Origin of the sequence: Paenarthrobacter sp. NCHU4564, assembly GCF_052156435.1 — a bacterium.
Lineage (GTDB): Bacteria > Actinomycetota > Actinomycetes > Actinomycetales > Micrococcaceae > Arthrobacter.
This window is the reverse complement of record NZ_JBQLIS010000011.1, coordinates 1-21,695: the sequence shown is the minus strand read 5'-3', so window position 1 is coordinate 21,695 and position 21,695 is coordinate 1. Positions and strand designations below refer to the sequence as shown.

The following is a 21,695-nucleotide window of genomic DNA, read 5'->3' as shown; positions in this document are numbered from 1 at the left end:
GACATGCGGCAACACAAATGTCTTCCGGATCAACAAATATTGAGCTTCCCCGGAACGCGTGAATCATGGGAAAGGAGTTCACAGACACGCACAAAGGGGACACCGGAATGACACAGACTGCAGCGGAAGAAACAGCGGCGATCAAGACTGCCTTTGCCCAGTTCCCGTCCGGAGTGGCTGCCTTCAGTGCAATGGTGGATTTCACGCCGGAGGCCCTGGTGGCGTCATCCTTTACCGTCGGCGTTTCACTGGAGCCGCCGCTGGTGATGTTCGCCGTCCAGAATTCCTCCACAACATGGCCCAAGCTGCGGCAGGCCAACCGCCTGGGTGTATCCGTGCTCGCCGAGGGCCAGGAGGCAGCGTGCCTTCAGTTGTCGTCGAAGAACCGCGACCGCTTTGCCGGGATCGCAACGAGCGTCAGCGACTCAGGTGCAGTGCTGATCGACGGCGCAGTGCTGGGTTTCGAATGCGAGATCGTGTCCGAGACGCCCGCCGGGGACCACGCGATTGTGGTCCTCGAGGTCAAGGCCACCACCATCAACCGCGAGTCCAACCCTTTGATCTACCACGGGGCGTCCTTCCGGCAGCTGGCCGCTTAGGGGTTACCCGCCCCATCCAGCTAGTTGTTGCGGCTGGCGCCGCTGAGGGAACCTTTTCGAATCGGGCTCGGTGTCTTTCCATTCCTGGAAGGCGCCGGGCCCGGTTTCTTTGCGCCCTGGGCGCCGGTGCTTGCGCCCTGGGTGCCGGTGCTTGCGCCCTGGGTGCCGGTGCTCTGTCCGGCCCCTTGGGTGCCGGCGCCCTGTCCGGTTGCGGGCGCAGCAGGTTCGCGGGCCGGCTTGGGCTCCCCGGCCGGCTTGGAGGTGTTGCCTTGGGAGGCGCCGGCGGGCTGCTTGGCTCCGCTTGGCTTTTTCGCCGGGGTACCCGTGCCGGCAGCTGTGCCCTGCTTTCCGTTGCCGCCGGGCTTGGCGCTGTTGGAAGACGGAGTGTCAGGGGCCTTGGGGCCGGACGGAGTGCCGTTGGTGGAACCGGGCTCGTCGAAATCGCGGACAGTGACCTTGATGGCCGGGGGCTGCTCCGCTTTGGCCCGTGCGGCTGCGCGTTCATCCGCCCGGGCAACGGCGTCGGCCCAATCCTTGGAGAGCACAGGAGGCTCCTTGCTGGCCGCAACAATCAAGGGGTGGTGTTGGGTTTGGGTCTCCACCACAGTCTTGGAGGTGTTGGTGGCCCAGTCTTTGACCTGCGCCGGCTTGGGAAGGTTGCGGGGGTCCACCTTGGCTTTCCACCCGCCGCCCTTGACGGCCGCAGACGCCCCGGAGAGCCGGCGTCGAACATCCCCCAGGAGGTCCCGCTTTGGCGGGGCAACGGCTGCCGGGACGGTTTCAGGGGCAGGGGAGGGGGCGGGTGTGGAGCCGGCGGGTTCGTAGGCCAGGTCTTCCAGCGGGGACTCAACGGTTTGTTCGGAGTCCACAACGCCGGCACCCGCCGGAGCGGGAACGTGCTGTGGGCGCGGGGGCAAGTGGACGATCGCAACGGTGTCCTTTTTGGGGAAGATGCCCACCATGGCCAGGAGTACCACTGACAACAGTCGCCCGATTCCGGCTATCACCAGAGTGATGATGATGATCAACCCGAGACCCAGGAACATGAGGACGGCCATCCCCAGTGTGCCCAAGTACGTCAGGTTGATGGCGAGTGTTGTCGGATCCTCCACGTAGCCTCCCCTGGCCGTCGTTTTGTGATGCGCGCATTGCCCACCCAGCTTGCATCTCTAGCCTACGGGCCAGCACCGACGGAATCACGCGCGTCCCCACCCTCAGGCGGGGTTGTTTCGAAGCTGTTATAACGCGTGGGAAAATATGTTGCCCAGCTCTCATTTACTGCCCCGGAAAGGTATACATTGACGCCTGACCTCAGCCGACTCCGCAACGGCGCCTGCCCCTGCCTTTCCGACGAGCAGTACGACCACTGCTGCGGCCGCTTCCACCGTGGCCAGGCCGACGCCCCCACCGCCGGGCAACTCATGCGTTCCCGGTACTCAGCCTTTGTGGTCCTGGATCCGGAGTACCTCCTCCGGACCTGGCACACCAGCACCCGCCCGGCCGCGATGGACCTGGATGCGCAGATGGAGTGGCGTCGCCTGGACGTTGTGTCCACGCAGGGCGGCGGACCCCTCGACGCAACGGGAACGGTGGAGTTCGCTGCGCACTACCGGGCGGACGGGGAGCGCGGCGTGCAGCGCGAACTGAGCCGGTTCGTGCGGGAGAACAAACGGTGGTTCTATGTGGATGGCGATGTCCGCTGACTTTCCCCGGCCACGGTCTACCGGTATTTCCGGTGCAGTGTCTCCTTGGTGGACGGGCCATGCGACGCGTCGCTGATCCACGGCCCGGTTCCTTCGGACTGGTCCAGCACCCCAGCCTCAAGCCAGGCGTAATCCCCGGCGAGGACTTTGCGCGAAAGGTGCCGGTCGGCGTCGTCGGTATTGCGCCATAGCTGGTCAAAGTATTCGTCCACCCGGACGCGGGCCTGTTCACAGTACGCCTCGGCCAGCTCGAACGCAGCGGCGCCGTGCGCGGGCTGCGTGCGGAGGATGTGTTCTGCCCGCGTGCAGCAGGCCGCCATGGCAAACAGCTCAGCGCCGATGTCCACGATCCTGCCCAGGAATGCCTGCTTGTGCTCCAGTTTGGCCTGCCACCGGCCCATGGCGTAGAAGGTCTGGCGGGCCAGGCGGCGCGAGGACCTCTCCACGAACCTCAACTGCTTGCCCAACCGTCCGAAGTCCGCGTAGGAACGCGGGTCCATCCCCGCGCCGGCAACCAGTTTCGGCAGCCAGCGGGCATAGAAGCCGGAGGCCCCGACGGCGGCCCTCGCCTTGTCCTGCAGGCTCGCTTCGGCTGAGGCCAGGTCGCCCGCGGCTGCAAGGTGCGCGTCCACGGCCTCGCGGGCAATGAGGAGCTTCATGATTTCGCTGGAGCCCTCGAAAATCCGGTTGATGCGGAGATCGCGGAGAAGTTGCTCGGCAGCAACAGCACGCTCGCCCCTGGCCTCCAGGGAGTCAGCGGTCTCAAACCCGCGCCCACCCCGGATCTGCACCAGCTCGTCGGCGATCCGGCAACTCAGCTCAGTGGACCACAGCTTGGCCAGGGCAGCTTCAATACGGATGTCCTTGGCTCCGGCGTCCGCCATCTCGGCGGACAACTCAAAGACCGCCTCCAAAGCGAAAGCAGTGGCCGCGATGAAAGCGATCTTCTTGCCCACGGCTTCGTGCTGGCCAACGGGCCTGCCCCACTGTGTCCGTGCATTCGACCATTCGCGGGCGATCTTCAGGCTCCACTTGCCGGCGGCAACACAAAGCCCGGGGATGGAGAGCCGGCCGGTGTTGAGGGTGGTCAACGCGATCTTGAGCCCCTGGCCTTCACGTCCCAGGCGGTTGGCAACGGGCACCCGCACCTGATGGAAACGTGTCACGCCGTTCTCAATGCCGCGAAGGCCCATGAACGTATTCCTGTTTTCCACGGTCACACCCGGGGAGTCCATTTCCACGACGAAGGCGGTAATGCCTCCCTTGTGCTCCGTGCCGTCCGGGTCTGTATAGGCGGGAACCCGCGCCATCACCACCACGAGTTCCGCAATGACACCGTTGGTGGTCCAAAGCTTCACGCCGTCCAAAAGGTAAGACCCGCCGTCGTCCGACAGTACGGCAGTGGCGCCCATCCGCGCGGGGTCGCTGCCGACGTCGGGCTCCGTCAGGAGGAACGCCGTCACGGCACCGGCGGCGCAACGCGGCAGGTACGCCTGTTTCTGCTCCGGCGTGCCGAACACCTTGACGGGCTCGGGGACGCCGATGGACTGGTGCGCCGAGATCAGGGCACCGAGGCTCGGGTGCACCGAACCCAGCAGCGCGAGGGCGCGGCCGTAGTACACCAGGGACAGGCCCAAACCGCCGTACTCGCGCGGAATCTTCATGCCGAACACGCCAAGATCGGCCAGGCCGGCCATGTACTCGTCCGGCACTTTGGCATCGCGCTCAATCACGCGGCCGGACATGGTCCTGCAGTAGGCCTCGAGCTTGGCCATGAAGTCCTCGCCGCGCGGGACGTCCTCGGCTTTGGCCTGGGGCCATGGGTGGATCAGGCCGATGTCGAAGCTGCCCAGGTACAGGCCTTTGGCAAAACTGGGCCGGTTCCATTCGGTCTCCCGGGCGGCTTCGGCGACGGCCCGGGCTTCCTCTGCTGTGGCGTTGACGCTTGCGGCGGTGAGGCTGCTGTCTGTAGCGGACGTCATTTCATAACTCCTCTAGCCGGGGATACCGGATGGAGCCAGGGTCCGCCTTGGGTGGGAACCCTTCAGCTGTCCCTCAATGCTACCCGCGGGTAGCTACCGGTGCCAGAGGATACCTGGGGCTGGAATTCGGCGGGAATTTCCACCTGGCCGGCGTGGTGGACCACCCGGTCCCAAGCGAAGTTAATGCCGTCCACCATGGCACCCAGGACAGCTTTGGCGGCGTACCAAAACAGTCCGAAGACTCCAATGAGGACAATCGTTGCCATTGCTGCTGCTGCAATAAAGGCCACCAAAAGTGCAGCGAAGACCAGCGTTCCAATGAATACGTAGGTGGCAGTTTCCAGCGCCGTGAGATCGAAATTCATGGTTCCCCCTGAGCGACAATGCATGGGTGAACGCGGCGTCGCCGCGTCGATGATCTGACATTAGGGGTGGCAGCGCTTCCCGGCCAGCATGGAATGGCCTTGCAGGGGCGTTGATATGGGATCGAAACCATACTCGGGGGTAGGTAACGGAACGGGCACAGCGGTGGGTGGTTGCGTGGGGTGCCCGGCCTGCCCAAGTGGGTCGCAGTAGTGCGCGTTTTGAGCCGTGTAAACGCGCACAACTGCGACTTAGTTGGGTTCCGGCGCTCTGCGTTAACCTTGTACGGGGCAGTTTTCGCTGCCGGCAGGGTTTCGCAGCAGCTGAAGGAGAGTAATTGTCCCGTTCAGCCATGTCCTCCGCCGACGCCATCAGCGCCAGGTTGCGGGACCTCGAACACCTCACCAAGGGCCCCGCCTGGGCGTTGACCCGCTCGGCCCCCTGGGTCATCGCGGTCCTCCAGGCCTCCTTCACCCGCACCCGTCCGCAGCTTCCGCTCGAAGAGTTCCACGCCGACGTCGACGCTTTCCTTGAGCAGCTCCGTCGCCAGGAGCCCGGGCTCGGTGGCCAACTGAATGGCAAGGGCTTCGGCGACGAATGGACGCGCAAGCAATTCCTGACCCGGCGTAACCAGTCCGGGCAGATCGTTTACGAAGTCACCGAACCCGCGGCCCGTGTCCTCGCGTTCCTGGACAGTCTCTCCAGCGAGCGGTCCACCCTCAACGGTTCCCGCCTGGGCACGCTCCTGGGCGACGTGGAAAAACTCGCCAACGAGACCAACCCGGACCAGAGCGCCCGGCTCGAAGCCCTGGAGGAAGAAATCCAGGAACGCCGGCAATTGGTACAGGACATCAGCTCGGGCGATTTCGACGGGCTCCTCGATGACGAAGAAGCCGTGGAAGCGGCCGGCAACATCCTCGACCTCGCCGCCAGCCTTCCGGCCGACTACAAGAAAATGCGTGACCGGATCGAAGAACTGGTGGGCGAACTGCGCAACCAGATCATCGAGGAATCGCTCAGCAAGGGGGCCACCATGGCCCAGGTGCTGGAAGCGGACAAACGGCTGCGGCAGAGCCCGGAAGGCCGGACGTTCCGTTCCTTCACCGCTTTCCTCGAAGACCCGCAGCAGCAGTTGCGCTTCCGCTCGGCGATCGGGGAGGTCCTGAGCCGGCAATTCGCCGACGACCTCTCCCACGAAGACCGGGAAACCCTCAAGAACCTCGTCGCGGAACTGCGCTCGCAGCACAGCCAGATCCAGCGGATCTACGGCAAGCTCTCCGAGAGCCTCAACACGTACATCCAAAGCGACGATGTCCGGCAGTCGGTCAGCCTCCGCAAGGTCCTGGCCGAGGCCGAGCAGGCGATCCGTTCCCTGCCGTACGAACGGGACCGCCCGGGCCTGGTTCCGGGGCCTGCCCTGTACAACGCGGGATTCGAGTCGCTGTCCATGGTCAAACTTTTCGATCCTGACGAATTCGCTGCCCCGCCGCGCCTGGCCGATCCCATCGCCTTCAGCGACTCGGACCGGGTCAAGTCCGCCCGCACCGGCAAGGCGAGGCCCGACGTCGTCCGCGCAGCCATGGCGGGCTCCGCCACCCTGGGCGAGGCATGGGACAACCTGCCCGAAGGGGAGCGGCACATCAACACCGTCCGCTCCCTCCTTTCCATGGCACTGCAAACCGGCGCGGCCTTTGACCGCGCAGCCTGGGAACACATCGACTTCGAACAAATCGACGGCAGCATCCGCACCGCGTACCTGCCGGTCGTCTCGCTGAGCAAGGATTCTGATGACTGAGGAAATCACGACGACGGACCCCACCTCTGAGGAGGATGTCGCCGTCGAAGCTGGTCACGTTGGTACAGGGCCGGCCGAGCACCCGGCGGACCCGTTCCGGGTAACTCCGCGCGATACGTTCGTGGACGGCGCGGCGTTGTTCCCCGGTGACACGGGCGTGCTCCCCATGAAGGTCCGCCATGCGCTCGTGAAGCTTCTTAAGGGCCCCTACATTGATGGCGGCAGGGACGAGAAACTCTGGACCACGCTCCTGGACAACCAGCTGATTCTCCGCAGCCGCCTCTCCGAGCTGTTCCTCGCCTTGCAGCTGGACCACGACCGCAAGATTGCGGTCCTCAGGCCAGTCGACCCGGACATCATCGGCGCCAGCGCACGGTCAAGCATCCTCCGCCAGCAGCGCGCCCTCAGCCGCGTGGAGACCATTGTCCTGCTGCGCCTCCGCCTCCTCCTGGACCGCCACGTCACAGCCCAGACGGACCCGACCATCACCCGCGAGGAAATCTCGGATCTGGTGGCCAACTACACACCGGCCGGCCAGCAGGATGCGCTGCGCGACTCGGACGTGGTCACCCGCACCATCACCAAACTCCTGGCCCGCCAACTCCTCCTCCCCACCCCGCTGGACGACACCTACACCATCAGCAACGCACTCCCGCTTGCTCTCCCCTTTGAGAACATCGGCGACATCCCGGCCCACATCGAGGCACTCGTAGCGGCAGCGGCGGACGAATCGGGAACGGAGCCTCTCTTGGAGGTCACCGATAGCGATGCGGGTGGGAACGAAGACGCCGAGGGTGGCGCTGACGCAACCGAAGGAGCAGCCAAATGACGATTGCCAGCATGCTCCCGCTCGGAGAACTCACCAACCCGGGCCAGATGCGTCTGGCCCTGGTGCAGGTCGTCAACTGGGGTACGTTCCATGGCGCCCACACCATGCACGTGGACCGCAACGGCACTCTTTTGACAGGCAACTCAGGGGTTGGCAAGTCGACGCTCTTTGACGCGATGCTCCGTGTTTTCGATGCCCGTCCACGCTCGAATGAAGCTGCTGCCCAACGCGCCGGCGGGGCTGTGGAGGACAAGAGGACCACGTTCACCTACATGCGCGGCAAAGTTGGTGATAAGGCCGTTGGTGACAGCTCGGCCAGTGCCTTCCAGCGCCCCGGGGCGACCTGGTCCGCCGTCGCCCTGACGTTTGACAACGCTGCCGGGACCAAGGTGACGGTTTCGGCCCTCTTCGACCTGCCCAAGAACGGCACGGAATCCAGTGTTGGCCGGTTCTACGTGATTGACAGCAAGCCGTTGGACCTGGAAGCAATTGAGGGGATCGCGCAGAAGCGGTTCACCAAAGGAGCTTTGGAGGGAATCTTCCCCGAGGGCCAGGTCTTTGACGTCCACAAAGCGTTCGCCGAGCGATTCCGCCGGCTCCTGGGCATCAATTCCGACCAGGCGCTCCCTCTGCTTCGCGTGATCCAAGCCGGCAAGGGCCTGGGTGGCAGTGTCAACACGTTCTTCCGCGACCAGGTCCTTGATGCGCCGGCCACGTTGGCTGCCGCCGATGACGTGGTGGAAGAGTTCAGCAACCTCATGTCCATCCGGCAGCGCTTGGAGGATGTGCGTCAGCAACGGGACCAGTTGGCCCCCGTTCCCGGGCTGAACAAGGAGTACGCCCAGGCTCTCCTGGATGCGAACCGGCTCCGCGAACTTGCCGGTGAGGAGTTCGAGGCCTACAAGCAGCAACTGGCCGTGTCGGTCCATGCCAGGACCTTGGCCCGCTTCAAGGAGTTGGCCCAGACCAAGGCCCAGGAATTGGCTGCCGAGCGCACCGTTCGCGATGCCCTGGCCAAGGAGTTGCGCGGGCTGGAGTCGGATTACAACAACCGCGGCGGCAACGCGATTTCCGCGATCGAGCAGTCGCTGGAGAATGCCCGGGTCAGCCTTAAGCTGCGCCAGCAGGTGGAGGAATCAGCCCGGCAGGCATTGACGGATGCAGGGCTGAACCTCGAATGGTCCGCGGAGGGGTGGGATCAGGCCCACGAACAGGCCGCTGCCCGGTCCGCAGAGTTGAAAGACGATTCCGAGGCCCTCAAGGAACTCCGTTTTGAGGCTTTCGATGCCCACGCCACCATGAAGCGTGAACTGGCCGCTGCTGAGCAGGAACTGCTCTCGCTGCGGTCGCGCAAGTCCCTGTTGCCGCCGTCGAGTATTGACAACAGGGCAGCCATTGCCGCTGCGACGGGCGTGCCTGAGGAACGGATGCCGTTCGGTGGCGAGCTGATCGACTTGGCCGAAGGGCAGGAGCAGTGGCGCCCCGCCGCGGAACGCGCCTTGCGGAGCCTTGCCACCACCTTGCTGGTCCCCGGCGAGCACTTCGCCGCCGTGACGCGCTACCTCAATGACAACACGGTCAGGGGTGCCCTGCGGGCAGTGGACGTTTCCAAGCCCCTTGCCGGTGGAGCGCTGGCTGTGGAGGATGTGTCCGACGGCGAGCTGTTGACCAAGTTGAGCATCCTCACCCTGGGAGCCAATGCGGAGGCGGGCGAATGGATCCGTGAGCGGATAGCACTGGATTTCGCCTATCCGTGCGTGGAGGATCCAGACGAGTTGGCCTCGCTGGAGAAAGGCCTCAGCCTGGGCGGCGTGGTCAAGCGCAACCGGCACACCGTGGAGAAGGACGACCGCTTCACCAGCCGGCAGGATTACGTGCTGGGCTTCGACAACGCCTCAAAACTCGAACTGGTTGCGGCGAGGGTCGGTGAGCTTCAGAACGGGCTGGCCAAGGCCGCGGAACTCGCCCAAAGCCGCGAGGATTCGCACCAGGGCATGGCCCGGCAATTGGAAGCCCTGCGCAGGGTTGCGGAGGACGAGCGCTCCTGGGAACAGGTCTCCGCATCGGTCGCGGCCGAGGAATTGACCCGGATCGAGCAGCGCCTGGCAGATGCCCTGGCGGCGCAGGCCGACCTCGAACCGCTGCGCACCACCATCGAGGCGGTGCGCGAAAAGCACCAGTCCTCCACAGGAGCGGCGGCTGTCCTGCAGAGCGAATACAAGGCGCTCGACCAGCAGATGACCACAGCTGACGGCCTGCTCGATGCCGCGAGGCTCAAGCTCGAGCAAGCACCGCCGTCGAGCTCCACCGTGGCGGCACTGGAGCCGTACTTTGCCGGCGCCTCCGACGTTGCCGAGTTGTACCAGCTGGACAACCTCGCCAACGGCGTCCGCAACAAGCTGCTGGACGAGCTGCACGCAGCGGAATCGCGCGGCCAGGCCACAGCCGAGCGCCTGACCCGGATCTTCGAGGCGTTCGTGCGCGAGTGGGGCAGCGCCATCAGCGCCGACCATGGCACATCGATCGGTGCCGCCGGTGATTTCGAGTCCCGGTACCACGCAATCGTGAGCGACGGGTTGCCCGCGCAGGAAGCGGAATTCCGGCTGTTCTTCAACCAGCGCACGCATGAATCGTTCAGCACCCTTCTGCACCTGCTGGACGAGGAACGGCGCAGCATTACCAGCCGGATCCTCCCGCTGAACGGCATCTTGTCCGAAGTGAACTTCCACGAGGGCAGCTACCTGGAACTGGACATCAAGCAGACGCTCCCTGCTACGGCAAAGCAGTTCAAGGACGCGATCCAGAGCGCACTGAAGGCCAAACACACGCGACCCTCCAGGGGAGCCGCCGCTGCGGTTGAGGCGGATGAGGACGCTGAGCTGACGGCCCGTTACAAGTCCCTGGAAACCTTGGTCAAGAGGCTCGGTTCGCAGACGCCCGAGGACCGGCGCTGGCGTGCAGAGGTCCTGGATGTCCGTGGGCACCTGTTCATCCAGTGCAAGGAACACCGTGAGGTGACCGGAAAATCAGGCCGGAAGAAGACCGAAGTCTTCATGCACGCCGACACCGGTTCCATGTCCGGCGGCGAGCGTCAGCGTTTCACCGCCTTCATCATGGCCGCCGCGCTGAGCTACCAGCTGGGTATCGCAGAGCAGGGCTTCACCACCTACGGCACCGTGATGATGGACGAGGCTTTCGTGCTTGCCTCCGAGGAATTCGCCGGGGCGGGCATCAAGGCGCTCCATGAGTTCGGCTTCCAGCTGCTCCTGGCGGCCCCGGAGAACGTGATCGACCTTTCACGGCACCTTGGTTCGGTCACGGAAATCCTCCGCGACAAGCGCACCAACCGTTCGGGCGTGCTCACGGCTCCGGTCATCTCGGGCCAGGCCGAGCCGGGAGCGTGGCGTTCGGAAGCCAACCCGGTGGACATCGTGCTCCGCTGACCCCCCGTGCTTACCCAACTGGGTCGCAGTTAAGCGCGTTTAGAGCCGTCTAAACGCGCTTAACTGCTACTTACTTGGGTCAGCGCGTGGAGCCTTGGCGCACCCTGTCCACGAACCGGGCTGTCCGGAACTCCAGGCCGGCGATCTGTTTCCGGACCACGGCCGCGGGATCCGGGTTGATCTCGTTGACCGGAGGTTCTTTGCGGACGTTGTCGCTGCAGTCAAACCCGGCGCAAATCAACGTTCCTACGGTGTTGCCGTCCTTGCCGGACTGCCCGGCCCGCTTCGCGACCCACAGATAAACGTCGGCCTTGGAGAACACGTCCCGGCACAGCTCACAGAGGACTGCGCGGTTCTTGGCCGAGCCACCCTCTGGTGCACGGAGCATTATGCCTGTCAGTTTCCCGTCAATCGGGAGTACGAGGTACCCGCGCTGCGGCATTTTCTCGTCCCGCCAGCCCAGGAACTCCAGCGAATCCCAGTCGATGGACTCGAAATTCCGGGGCAGGTTGAGCTTGGCGGCTTCTGAACGGCTTGCGTTGATGAAGGACGACCGGATTTGTTGGGCAGTAACTTTCTGCATGGCAAAGCTGCTTTCGGAAGATAACGACGGCGGCAGCGCACCTCGCGCTGCTTAATGGCACTTAGGCGTCGGTCACCTGAAGGCACTTGCGCACGCGCAAGAACCAACGGTGCGTTGGTTCTTTGCTGCCTATGGTGCTACTTGGAGGATCCCGACGCGAAGGGGTGTGCCAAGCAGGCCAAAGCGGCCACCTCGCCAACCATGGCTGCAGCAACTGGAACAGTGCGCACGCTCATCTCCTTCGTCATTTCCTGTACCGGACCTAAATGGGAGTCCGCTGCCAATCCTGCCAAAGCTTCGCCGACGGTGTCCACCGGAAGGTGGGCGAGGAAGTGGGCGGATGGGGGTGCTTTGCGAGTGAGAAAGCGGCTATTTTTCGTCAAACTCGCGTCATGCAAGGATTACGTGATGCAAACGTTTCGTAATTGACCGGAGGGTAGGCTAGCCTTACTTAGGTTCGCATCACTTACTTAAGGAGTCCCGTGGCTACCCTTCTCCCACGCCGCGCCCTGCTGAAGACCGCAGGAACCGCGACGGCCGCTTTGGCCGCCGTCGCCCTTACCCTCACTGGCTGCTCCACCGGCCCCGCAGCCTCCACCTCGGCCACGTCCGAGGCCACCTCCTCCGCTTTCCCGGTCACCATCAAGCACGCCTTTGGTGAGACCACCATCAAGGAACAGCCCAAGCGCGTCGTCACCATTTCGTGGGTCAACGATGACATCGCGATCGCACTCGGTGTGGTTCCGGTAGGCGTTCCCAAGAACGAGTGGGGCAACAACGACAAGGGCTCCACCCCCTGGAAGGACGCTGCACTGGAGAAGCTGGGCGCCGGCTTCGGCACCGACAAGGCTCCGGTCCAGTTCTCCGAGGCAGACGGCATCAACTTCACCGAGATCGCCAAGCTCAGCCCGGACGTCATCCTCGGCGCGTACTCCGGCCTTGAGGAAGCGGACTACAAGAAGCTGTCCGAAATCGCCCCCGTGGTCGCCTACCCGGAGCTCGCGTACGGTACGCCGTGGCAGGAAAGCACCGAAATGATCGGCAAGGCGCTGGGCAAGGAAGCCGAAGCCAAGAAGCTGGTCGAGGACACCGAGGCCACCATCAATGACAAGGTCTCCAAGTTCCCGCAGATCAAGGACAAGACCTTCATCTACGGCAACCTCGAGCCCGCCAAGGGTGACGGCGTGAACGTCTACACCGCTATCGACAACCGCCCCCGTTTCCTCTCCGACATTGGAATGAAGCTCGCCCCGGTTGTCTCGGAAAACACCAAGACCGACCAGGAGTTCTTCATTCCCTGGTCCGCTGAAAAGGCCAACGAGCTCGCTTCCGACGTCTTCGTGACCTGGGTTCCCGACGCCACCACGGCCGAGGCCATCAAGGCTGATCCGCTGCTGAGCCAGATCCCGGCCATCAAGAGCGGGGCCCTGGTTGCCGACTCGGACAACACCCTGACGTTGTCCATCTCCGCGTCCTCGCCGCTGAGCCTGCCGTGGGCGCTTGACACCTTCCTCCCGCAGCTGGGTGCCGCGGCCGAAAAGGTAGCGGGCAAGTAACCGCAATGAAGCAGGGTACGACGACGGCACTTCAGGGACGGGGCCACAGCACCAATGTGCTGGCGGGCCCGGGGGGCATATCTCCTGAGGCTGCGGGAACCGGAGGGGGAACCGGTTCCCGCAGGTCGGCAGGCAAGCGATCAGCCTGGTTGCTGGCCGCCGTCGTCGTACTCGGCATTGCGTGCGTGGCATCCCTGGCTATCGGCGCGCGCGGGCTTCCCCTCCAGACGGTCTGGGAAGCCCTCACCAACTTCAATGCCCAGGACGGCAACCACGCCGTGGTCATTGCGCGTATCCCGCGGACCATCCTTGGCCTCCTGGCCGGCGCCGCCCTCGGCCTGGCCGGTGCGGCCATGCAGGGGGTAGCCCGCAACCCGTTGGCGGACCCGGGCATCCTGGGCCTCAACGCCGGCGCTGCACTCGCCGTTGTCACAGGCATCTACGTCTTTGGCGTCAGCTCCCTGACCGGCTACATCTGGTTCGCTTTCGTCGGGGCCGCAGCGGCCGCCGTCGTGGTTTATGCCATCGCTTCCCGGGGCCGCGACGGTGCGACCCCCGTCAAACTGGCCCTCGCAGGCGCGGCCCTGAGCGCCGGCCTTTTCTCCCTGATGAACGTCATCCTGGTATCGAGCCAGGACACGCTGGACCGGTTCCGGTTCTGGCAGGTAGGCAGCATCGGTGGCCGTGACTGGTCCGTGTTGCTTACGGCACTGCCGTTCCTTGCGATCGGCGCAGTGATTGTCCTTGCCGGCGGCCGCATTCTCAACAGTCTTGCCCTGGGTGACGACATCGCCCGTGGCCTGGGCCAGAACGTTGGACTGTCCCGGGCAGTGATCGGCATGGGCATCGTGCTGCTGTGCGGGTCCGCCACGGCACTGGCCGGGCCCATCGGCTTCCTTGGGCTGGTCATCCCGCACGCGATCCGGTCCCTGACAGGTCCGGACTACCGGTGGATCCTGCCGTTCTCAGCAGTGGCGGCGCCTGTGCTGTTGATCTTTGCCGATGTTGCTGGCCGCGTGATCCTGCTCCCCGGAGAAGTCCCGGCCGGCATCATGACGGCCATGGTTGGCGCGCCGGTCTTTGTCTGGCTCATCCGCCGCGGAAAGAAGGCCGGACTGTGAGCACCCTCAAGCCCACCCCCGAGTTGGCACTTAATGACAATGTTGACCCCAAACACTCTCATCAAATGCCATCTCGCCGCGCGTTCAGCCCCACGATCTTCCTTGCAGCGGCACTCGTGGTGATGTTCGCCGTGTACGTCCTCCTGGGCAGCTACACCGTGACCATCCCCGATTTCTTCACCATTGTCATCAACCACCTGACCGGCGGCGAGAAGATTCCAGGCGCCAGCTTCATCGTCATGGAGCACAAGCTGCCCCGGGCCGTGGTGGGAACCTTGATCGGGTTGGCTTTTGGCCTGGCAGGTGCCCTGTTCCAGACCATGCTCCGGAACCCGTTGGCCAGCCCGGACATCATCGGCATCAGCTACGGCGCAAGTGCCGCTGCCGTCACGGCGATCGTAGTCTTCGGCGCTTCCGGTGCGGTGGTGTCGGGATCCGCGCTGGCCGGCGCCCTGGGCGTCGCAGCGATCATCTATGCCATCTCCCGCGGCACCGGATCCGGTGCGGGTGGCGGAAGCCGCGGCAATGCTGCCGGAAACCGCCTGATCCTGGCCGGCGTCGGCATCGCTGCGGCCCTCCACGCCGTGGTGAACTTCCTGATGACCCGTGCCGATATCCGCACCGCAGCCGACGCCCTGGTGTGGCTCAACGGCTCCCTCAATGCCGCCACCTGGGAGCGCGCAGGAGTGCTGTCCGTATCCTTGGTGATCCTGGTTCCCGCTGTCATAGCACTCGCCGGTCCGTTGCGGATCCTCGAATTGGGTGATGACGCCGCCGCCGGGCTTGGCATCAAGGTCAACGGCGTCCGGCTGGGACTTGTGCTGACCGCCGTCGGACTCGCCGCCGTCGCCACCGCCGCAGCCGGTCCCGTGGCGTTCGTAGCTTTCCTGGCCGGGCCGATCGCCCGCCGTATCGTCCGCAAACCGAGCCTTCCGGCGTCGGCCCTTACCGGTGCACTGATCGTGCTGGCAGCCGACTTCTTCGCCTCCAACCTCGCTCCCGTCATCCTGGACGGAACCGTCCTTCCGGTCGGCGTCATCACCGGCGCTCTCGGTGCACCCTTCCTGTTGTGGCTCCTGCTCACGTCAAACCGAAAGGAGGCCTGACATGGCCATCCTTAATGCCAAAGACCTGACGCTCCAATATGAGCAGCGCAAAGTGGTGGAAGGGCTGTCCACCCAGATCCCCGAGGGCAAGGTGACCATGATCGTGGGGGCCAATGCCTGCGGCAAGTCCACTCTGCTCCGGGGGCTGTCCCGGTTGTTGAAACCCGCCGGCGGTGCGGTCACGCTCGATGGCAAGGACATCCACTCCCGGCCCGCCCGTGAACTTGCGCGGACCCTCGGCCTGCTCCCGCAGCACCCCACCGCGCCGGACGGCATTACCGTGCGCGACCTCGTGGGCCGCGGCCGGTACCCGCACCAGGGTTTCTTCCGCAGTTGGAGCGCCAACGACGACGCCGCGGTGCAGCGTGCGCTCGACGCCACGGGAACGCTGGAACTGGCGGAGCGGAGCATCGACGAGCTGTCCGGCGGACAGCGCCAGCGCGTCTGGATCGCCATGGCCCTTGCCCAGGAAACCGAAGTCCTCCTCCTGGACGAGCCCACCACGTACCTTGACCTCGCCCATCAGGTGGAAGTCCTGGACCTGGTCACCGACCTGAACCGCACCCGCGGAACCACCGTTGCGATCGTGTTGCACGACCTCAACCTCGCTGCACGCTATGCGGACCACGTGATCGCCATGAAGGGCGGATGCATCGTGGCCGAGGGTCCTGCACCCGTGGTGGTCACTGAGGAACTGGTCCACACCGTTTTCGGCCTGGAATCCCGGGTTGTTCCGGATCCCATTTCCGGGACGCCGCTGATCGTTCCCATCGGACGCCACCACGCCGTGGCCCCGCAACCCACTGAACACCACGCCCGCCACGCCAACGAACTGGAGATTGCCTCATGAGCACACAACCCGCCCATACCCAGGCCGGTGCAGCAGTGGAACCCATGACCCTGGCGTTCGATGTCACGGTGACCGCGGTCCAGGAACTGAGCCCCAACTTCCGGCGCATCACGTTCGGCGGCTACTCCCTGCGTGACTTCGGCGTGGCCGGCGACACCTTGGACCTGCGCGTGAAGCTCATGATCCCCTCCTTCGATGAGGAGGGCCGCATCGTCCCGTTGCCGGAGTTCAAGATGGAGGAGGCCGGCTGGTACCAGGAGTGGCTCGCCATGGATCCCTCAGTCCGTGGGGCAATGCGGACCTACACCGTCCGGTCCGAGCGCCTGGACGCCGTGTACCCGGAGATCGACATCGACTTCGTGATGCACTTTGACGACGAAGGCCACGGCGGTCCGGCGGCCAACTGGGCTGTCGCCGCCAAGCCGGGCGACTCGCTCACCATCATCGGACCCAACAACCGTGCCGCCCAATGCACCACCGCCGGGGCCTACGGCGGCATCGAATGGCGTCCGGGCCTGGCGCAGCGCGTTCTCCTCGCCGGCGACGAAACGGCTGTACCCGCCATCAGCGCCATCCTCGAAAGCCTCCCCGCCGACATCACCGGCCACGCCTTCCTGGAAGTTCCCGAGGCCGGCGACTTCCAGGACATCACCACGGCAGCCGACGTCGAAATCACATGGCTTGCCCGCGGCGCGGCGATCGGCCGCTCCCGCCCCCACGGCGAGCTCCTGAAAGAAGCCGTGGCCAAGGCCGTGCCGGTTCCCGGCTGGGTTGGCTTGAAGGGCTCCGATACGGCGGCCGGCCCCGAGCCGGAAGACGTCAACGTGGACCAGGACATCCTGTGGGAAACCCCGCAGCGCATGGATGCTGCAGCCATCGAAGCCACCAAGAACCCCACCCTTCCCGCCGGTGCGCTGCCGTTCTACGCCTGGATCGCCGGCGAAGCCTTTGTCATCAAGGAAATGCGCCGCTACCTGGTGCGGGATGTTGGCATCGACCGGAAGCAGGTTGCCTTCATGGGCTACTGGCGCCGGGGCAAAGCAGAAGGCTGATCTTCCTCCCAGCGGACGCTCTCTCACTTAAACCCCCTTTCGGGCAAACGCTCTCTCACTCCTTTCGGGGAAGTGAGAGAGCGTTTCCGTAAAGGGGGTGTTTTGTGAGCGAGGGTTGGTTTACCTGCGGTTGGTCCGGGCTTAACCACGGGCGGGTAGCTTCGGTGGGGTGCGGGAGGAATTCAGGCGCGGGAACAACGCTCGACGGCGGTATGTCGCCTTGGGAGACTCCTTCACCGAGGGCGTGGGGGACACCAGCACGGTCCTGCCGAACGGTGTCCGCGGATGGGCGGACCGCGTGGCCGAGAAACTGGCCAAAGCCGAACCGGGCTGGGAGTACGCCAACCTCGCCGTGCGAAGCAAGCGTCTGCGCCAGATCATCGACGAGCAACTGGAACCGGCATTGGCCATGGAACCAACCCTGGTCACGCTTTATGCGGGTGGGAACGACATCCTCGATTTCGGCACCGACATGGAAGCCCTGCTCAACGACTATGAACTCCTTGTCGCCCGGCTGGCCGGGACCGGAGCCACGGTGGTCCTGTTCACCGGGTTCGACGTCAAAGTGTCAGCCGTCCTTGAACCGTTCCGCAAACGCAACACCCTCTATAACCAGCGCGTCCGTGGCATCGCTGCCAAGTACGGCGCAGTGCTGGTGGACTACTGGTGTTTCGAGGCATACCACGACCCCCGGATGTGGTCCTCGGACCGGCTCCACATGTCCAAAGCCGGCCACAAGTACCTTGCTGCACAGGTCCTGGACCATCTGGGTGTTCCGCACAAGATCTCTCCCAAGGAGTGGGACCCTCCCGCCAGGGTGGGTATCAGGGAGTGGGAACGACGCCAGCGGCGCTGGGTAAACGACTGGGTGTTGCCGCTGTTCGGACGTAAACTCCGCGGCGTCACCTTGGGCGATACCCTGAGTGCCCGCTGGCCTGAACCCGTAAAAGTGCCGCGCAAAGGCGGGCTGAAAAAGCTCATGGAAGAGGCAACCAGATGACCGGGCCCATCCGATACGTGGCACTTGGCGATTCCTTCACGGAAGGCGTTGGCGACCACGACCTGCGTCTGCCCAACAACTGCCGCGGCTGGGCAGACCGGGTTGCCGAAGAACTCGCCCGCCAGGACCCGTCAACTACCTACGCCAACCTCGCCATCCGCGGCAGGCGCCTGCAACGGATCCTCGACGAACAAATCGAACCAGCCCTGGCCATGAAGCCCACCCTGGTCAGCTTCTACGCCGGCGGCAATGACCTCCTGATGGCACGGCTCAACATGGCCGCACTCATCAGGAACTACGAGAAAGCAGTCCGACGGCTCAAGGACAGCGGAGCGACCGTACTGCTCTTCACGGGCTACAACGTTCCATTGTCACCACTGCTGGAGCCGCTCAAACTCCGGACCGCGGTCTACAACCGGCACATCAGGCGCATCGCGGCGGAGCAGAACACCCTCCTGGTGGACTACTGGTGTTTCGAGAAGTTCCAGGATCCGCGCATGTGGTCGCCGGACCGCTTGCACATGTCGACCCCCGGGCACAGCTATATGGCCAAGAAGGTGTTGGAAGTACTCGGGGCGCGGCACACCCTGGCGTCGCCGGTGTTCGCGCCGCCGCGTCCGCGGACCCTCACCGAAAACATCGTCGACGACGTCAGCTGGCTCAGGCGCGATGTTGGACCTTGGTTCCTGCGCCGGCTCCGCGGTGTCTCCAGCGGCGACCGGCTCGGTGCACGGTGGCCGGAGCCCATGCCTGTAGTTCTTCCGGAGCGGCTGGGCACCGCGAAAGCACGGCAGGCTCAGGTGTCCAGCAGGTTTTCGTAGCCTTCTGCGACGCTCGTAGCCGTGAACTCGATGACCTCGAATTCAGCGACACCGTTGATGTAGAACGGGTCCTTGGCCAGGGACGCGTCCAGCGTGGCCCGGTCGGCCTTGGACAGCAGCACGCCTCCCACGGTGGGACGCGACGTCCGGACGCAAGGAACACGCCGGCGTCGAACGCGTCCTTAAGCCAGGCCATGTGGCCGGCGCGGTGGAAGTCCACGGTTTCGTCGGGCACTTTGTAGGTCAGGGAGACAACGAACATGCGGCCAGCCTACCGTTTGGGCGGCATGGGCGGCATGGGCGGGCCAAACCCGGGATTCTCCTAAGATGGAGCCATGACTGAACCCCGCTGGCTTAATGCCGAGGAACGCCGTGCCTGGCTTGCCCTGCTGAGCATCAACACCCTGCTTCCTTCGGCATTGGATACGCAGCTTCAGTCCGCGGGAAAGCTCTCCCTTTTCGACTACAACGTCCTGGCCATGCTGTCCGAAACCGACGGCCGCTACCTGCCCATGAGCGAACTTGCCGCCCGGACCAGCGCCTCGCTCTCCCGCCTGTCCCATGTGGTCACCAAACTGCAAAAGCGCGGGTGGGTGGAGCGGCAGGCGCACCCCGGTGATGCCAGGGTCACAGTAGCCCACCTCACCGACGCCGGCATGGCCACCATCGTGTCGCTGGCTCCCGGGCACGTGGAATCGGTGCGGACCCTCATGCTCGACTCATTGACTCCCGACGACGTGGCGGACCTTGCCCGCATCGGCGAGAAGATCGTCGCCCGCTTGGACAACAACCACTGGATCCTGCGCGATTCCTGACCGGCCGCGCCTGCTTTGTGGCCCAAAGCACCCAGGTGGCAGACTGGCGGCATGGATTTTTCTGCCCGATACGTTGCCTTGGGGGATTCGTTCACGGAGGGTGTCGGTGACGCCGACCCCACCCGCCCCAACGGCGTCAGGGGTTGGGCGGACATCGTGGCGCAGCAGCTGGCGCGCAGCAACGACGGTTTCGGCTACGCCAATCTCGCCATCCGCGGCCGAAAGCTCCGCCGGATCATGGCAGAACAGGTGGCTGCCGCCGTCGAACTTAAACCCACGTTGGTGACGCTGTACGCCGGGGCCAACGACATTCTCCGCCCGAAAGTCAGCATTGACTCGCTTTTGGAGGATTACGACGCCGGTATCGCCCGGTTAAGCGCCACCGGCGCCACCGTGGTGCTCTTCACGGGCTTCGACGCCAAGGGTTCGAAGGTATTCAGCACCATGCGGGGACGGACGGCGATCTACAACGAACTTGTCCGCGAAATCGCGGAGAACCACGGCGCCCTGCTGGTGGATTACTGGCGGTTCGACGAATACGACGACTGGCGCATGTGGGATACCGACCGGATGCACATGTCGTCGGCCGGTCACTTGAACATGGCCAAGCGCGTGCTGGACGTTCTGGAGCATGAGCACGTCATCGACGTTCCGGAACTGGCACCCCTCAAACTCCTGAGCAGGGCCGAAACCCTGCGGGCCAATGCCCAGTGGGTCCGGGAGTTCGCTGCGCCATGGGTGGTCCGCAGGGTGCGCGGCACATCGTCCGGTGACGGCCTCAGTCCCAAGTACCCGCAGCTCATCCAGCCTCGCTAGGCGCGTCGGCTTTGAGCCGGGCGATCCCGGCCTATCATGCCTGATTGGTCTTAATTTGGCGCGCCCCGTAGAATAGTTAGGCGCCAGGTAGTGCGGAGCGTGTGCAATTGCTCCGGTTGTCGGTGAATGTCGGTCTGACCGACGTCCCGGGGGCCGGTAGTTAGGGGCTCAAGTTGCGTGCATTCCTGTATTCGCCCGGTATCCCAGGATCTGATCCAGTGTCTTCCACTGCCCGGTTCTGAGGCCAGCCTTCCTCGCCGCGTTTCCCGCGGGTTCGGGGAACGCGCCGGATGCGGACACCGCCTGTCGCACGGTATCGCAGGAACATCTGCACGCCGTTTTCATTCAAACTTTGGAGGAGAGTCATGGCAGCACACTGCCAGGTGACCGGAGCCGAGCCGGGCTTTGGACACAGCATTTCGCACTCGCACCGCCGCAACAAGCGCCGGTTCGACCCCAACATCCAGAAGAAGCGCTACTGGGTTCCGTCCCTGCGCCGCAACGTCACCCTGACGCTGTCGGCCAAGGGCATCAAGGTAATTGACGCACGTGGCATCGACGCGGTCGTCGCCGACATCCTGGCACGAGGAGTGAAGCTCTAATGGCAAAGGACAAGGACGTACGTCCGATCATCAAGCTGAAGTCCACCGCGGGCACGGGCTACACCTACGTTACGCGCAAGAACCGCCGTAACGACCCCGACCGCCTGGTCCTCAAGAAGTACGACCCCAAGATCCGCCAGCACGTCGAATTCCGAGAGGAGCGCTAAACACATGGCAAAGAAGTCCAAGATTGCTCGCAACGAGCAGCGCAAGGTCATTGTTGAGCGCTACGCTGCCAAGCGCCTCGAGCTGAAGAAGACCCTGGTTGACCCCAACGCGTCTGACGAAGCCCGCGAAGCAGCACGCCTCGGCCTGCAGAAGCTGCCCCGCAACGCCTCCCCGATCCGTCTGCGTAACCGCGACCAGATCGACGGCCGTCCCCGCGGCACCTTCCAGAAGTTCGGTATCTCCCGCGTTCGCTTCCGCGACATGGCTCACAAGGGTGAGCTGCCGGGTATCACCAAGTCTTCCTGGTAAGCACCAAGCTCTGAAAGGGCCGGTAACCGTTATGGTTGCCGGCCCTTTCGGCGTTTAAGCCACCCCCGCGGACGCTCTCTCACCTATGTTGGCTTTTAGGGCGATCCTCGTTACCTTTTTCGTAGCCCGTTTCCTGGTGCAGGATGTGGGTGTGCTGGCCTGCTGGTCCCGGCATGATTTCA

The 21,695-nt window shown here is 64.4% G+C and carries 21 protein-coding genes and 1 pseudogene; 17 read left to right on the top strand and 5 right to left on the bottom strand.

The features are described from left to right. Positions 1 to 107: 107 nt before the first annotated feature. Entirely contained in the window at positions 108 to 599 is a 492-nt protein-coding gene (locus ACSVIE_RS12530) for a flavin reductase family protein (RefSeq protein ID WP_442424049.1), read from the top strand. A 20-nt stretch (positions 600 to 619) separates the two neighbouring features. Here ACSVIE_RS12530 and ACSVIE_RS12525 read toward each other — a convergent pair whose 3' ends face one another. Then, positions 620 to 1,711: a hypothetical protein gene (locus ACSVIE_RS12525; protein WP_442424048.1), complete on the bottom strand. Its 1,092-nt coding sequence runs from the start codon at positions 1,709 to 1,711 to the stop codon at positions 620 to 622. A 186-nt stretch (positions 1,712 to 1,897) separates the two neighbouring features. On the opposite strand from ACSVIE_RS12525, the gene ACSVIE_RS12520 reads away from it, so the two are divergent. Further along, positions 1,898 to 2,302: a YchJ family protein gene (locus tag ACSVIE_RS12520; RefSeq protein WP_442424047.1), complete on the top strand. Its 405-nt coding sequence runs from the start codon at positions 1,898 to 1,900 to the stop codon at positions 2,300 to 2,302. Between the two features lie 17 nt (positions 2,303 to 2,319). On the opposite strand, the gene ACSVIE_RS12515 is transcribed toward ACSVIE_RS12520, so the two are convergent. Together ACSVIE_RS12515 and ACSVIE_RS12510 are read right to left on the bottom strand one after the other, a co-directional pair. Continuing rightward, positions 2,320 to 4,284, bottom strand: coding sequence for an acyl-CoA dehydrogenase family protein (locus ACSVIE_RS12515; protein ID WP_442424046.1), 1,965 nt, complete (start codon positions 4,282 to 4,284; stop codon positions 2,320 to 2,322). Positions 4,285 to 4,346: 62 nt separating this feature from the next. After that, the gene (locus tag ACSVIE_RS12510) at positions 4,347 to 4,649 is read right to left on the bottom strand and encodes a hypothetical protein (protein ID WP_426004510.1); all 303 of its coding nucleotides are present in this window, start codon (positions 4,647 to 4,649) and stop codon (positions 4,347 to 4,349) included. 335 nt (positions 4,650 to 4,984) lie between these two features. On the opposite strand from ACSVIE_RS12510, the gene ACSVIE_RS12505 reads away from it, so the two are divergent. The 3 genes from ACSVIE_RS12505 to ACSVIE_RS12495 are packed head-to-tail and all read left to right on the top strand — an operon-like array spanning position 4,985 to position 10,714. Beyond that, the gene (locus tag ACSVIE_RS12505) at positions 4,985 to 6,442 is read left to right on the top strand and encodes a DUF3375 family protein (RefSeq protein WP_426004509.1); all 1,458 of its coding nucleotides are present in this window, start codon (positions 4,985 to 4,987) and stop codon (positions 6,440 to 6,442) included. After that, positions 6,435 to 7,271, top strand: a complete 837-nt coding sequence (locus tag ACSVIE_RS12500; protein WP_442424045.1) for a DUF4194 domain-containing protein — start codon at positions 6,435 to 6,437, stop codon at positions 7,269 to 7,271. Before ACSVIE_RS12505 ends, ACSVIE_RS12500 begins: the two co-directional genes overlap by 8 nt. Then, the gene (locus tag ACSVIE_RS12495) at positions 7,268 to 10,714 is read left to right on the top strand and encodes an ATP-binding protein (protein ID WP_442424044.1); all 3,447 of its coding nucleotides are present in this window, start codon (positions 7,268 to 7,270) and stop codon (positions 10,712 to 10,714) included. The genes ACSVIE_RS12500 and ACSVIE_RS12495 overlap by 4 nt, the downstream gene beginning before the upstream one ends. A 79-nt stretch (positions 10,715 to 10,793) precedes the next feature. On the opposite strand, the gene ACSVIE_RS12490 is transcribed toward ACSVIE_RS12495, so the two are convergent. Then, on the bottom strand, positions 10,794 to 11,297 hold the full coding sequence (locus tag ACSVIE_RS12490; protein ID WP_426004505.1) for an FBP domain-containing protein: 504 nt from the start codon (positions 11,295 to 11,297) through the stop codon (positions 10,794 to 10,796). 482 nt (positions 11,298 to 11,779) lie between these two features. Between ACSVIE_RS12490 and ACSVIE_RS12485 the strand changes: the two genes are divergently transcribed. The 7 genes from ACSVIE_RS12485 to ACSVIE_RS12455 all read left to right on the top strand — a co-directional run bounded on the left by ACSVIE_RS12485 (position 11,780) and on the right by ACSVIE_RS12455 (position 18,803). Further along, a complete protein-coding gene (locus tag ACSVIE_RS12485) occupies positions 11,780 to 12,853 on the top strand; it encodes an iron-siderophore ABC transporter substrate-binding protein (RefSeq protein WP_426004504.1) in 1,074 nt (357 codons plus the stop codon). Positions 12,854 to 12,858: 5 nt separating this feature from the next. Next, positions 12,859 to 13,974, top strand: coding sequence for a FecCD family ABC transporter permease (locus ACSVIE_RS12480; protein WP_426004503.1), 1,116 nt, complete (start codon positions 12,859 to 12,861; stop codon positions 13,972 to 13,974). A 65-nt stretch (positions 13,975 to 14,039) separates the two neighbouring features. After that, complete coding sequence (locus ACSVIE_RS12475; protein WP_442424043.1) at positions 14,040 to 15,080, top strand: FecCD family ABC transporter permease; 1,041 nt, start codon at positions 14,040 to 14,042, stop codon at positions 15,078 to 15,080. Position 15,081: 1 nt separating this feature from the next. Then, the gene (locus ACSVIE_RS12470) at positions 15,082 to 15,930 is read left to right on the top strand and encodes an ABC transporter ATP-binding protein (RefSeq protein ID WP_426004501.1); all 849 of its coding nucleotides are present in this window, start codon (positions 15,082 to 15,084) and stop codon (positions 15,928 to 15,930) included. Continuing rightward, entirely contained in the window at positions 15,927 to 16,982 is a 1,056-nt protein-coding gene (locus ACSVIE_RS12465) for a siderophore-interacting protein (RefSeq protein ID WP_442424042.1), read from the top strand. The genes ACSVIE_RS12470 and ACSVIE_RS12465 overlap by 4 nt, the downstream gene beginning before the upstream one ends. A gap of 169 nt (positions 16,983 to 17,151) precedes the next feature. Next, on the top strand, positions 17,152 to 17,982 hold the full coding sequence (locus tag ACSVIE_RS12460) for an SGNH/GDSL hydrolase family protein (protein ID WP_442424041.1): 831 nt from the start codon (positions 17,152 to 17,154) through the stop codon (positions 17,980 to 17,982). Further along, entirely contained in the window at positions 17,979 to 18,803 is an 825-nt protein-coding gene (locus ACSVIE_RS12455; protein WP_426004498.1) for an SGNH/GDSL hydrolase family protein, read from the top strand. Before ACSVIE_RS12460 ends, ACSVIE_RS12455 begins: the two co-directional genes overlap by 4 nt. Here ACSVIE_RS12455 and ACSVIE_RS12450 read toward each other — a convergent pair. Beyond that, positions 18,779 to 19,065, bottom strand: a pseudogene (locus ACSVIE_RS12450) (YciI family protein). The gene ACSVIE_RS12455 and the pseudogene ACSVIE_RS12450 overlap by 25 nt on opposite strands. 73 nt (positions 19,066 to 19,138) lie before the next feature. Here ACSVIE_RS12450 and ACSVIE_RS12445 point away from each other — a divergent pair. From ACSVIE_RS12445 to rpsN, 5 genes are all read left to right on the top strand, one after another. Beyond that, the gene (locus tag ACSVIE_RS12445) at positions 19,139 to 19,618 is read left to right on the top strand and encodes a MarR family winged helix-turn-helix transcriptional regulator (protein ID WP_426004496.1); all 480 of its coding nucleotides are present in this window, start codon (positions 19,139 to 19,141) and stop codon (positions 19,616 to 19,618) included. A gap of 51 nt (positions 19,619 to 19,669) precedes the next feature. Next, positions 19,670 to 20,434 carry an SGNH/GDSL hydrolase family protein gene (locus ACSVIE_RS12440; RefSeq protein WP_426004495.1) on the top strand — a complete coding sequence of 255 codons (765 nt, stop codon included), beginning with the start codon at positions 19,670 to 19,672 and terminating at the stop codon, positions 20,432 to 20,434. A 365-nt stretch (positions 20,435 to 20,799) separates the two neighbouring features. Next, positions 20,800 to 21,036: a 50S ribosomal protein L28 gene (gene rpmB, locus ACSVIE_RS12435; RefSeq protein ID WP_021474712.1), complete on the top strand. Its 237-nt coding sequence runs from the start codon at positions 20,800 to 20,802 to the stop codon at positions 21,034 to 21,036. Continuing rightward, the gene (gene rpmG / locus ACSVIE_RS12430) at positions 21,036 to 21,203 is read left to right on the top strand and encodes a 50S ribosomal protein L33 (protein WP_003798558.1); all 168 of its coding nucleotides are present in this window, start codon (positions 21,036 to 21,038) and stop codon (positions 21,201 to 21,203) included. The genes rpmB and rpmG overlap by 1 nt, the downstream gene beginning before the upstream one ends. A gap of 4 nt (positions 21,204 to 21,207) precedes the next feature. Then, positions 21,208 to 21,513, top strand: a complete 306-nt coding sequence (rpsN, locus tag ACSVIE_RS12425) for a 30S ribosomal protein S14 (RefSeq protein ID WP_021474711.1) — start codon at positions 21,208 to 21,210, stop codon at positions 21,511 to 21,513. The last annotated feature ends 182 nt before the right edge of the window (positions 21,514 to 21,695 follow it).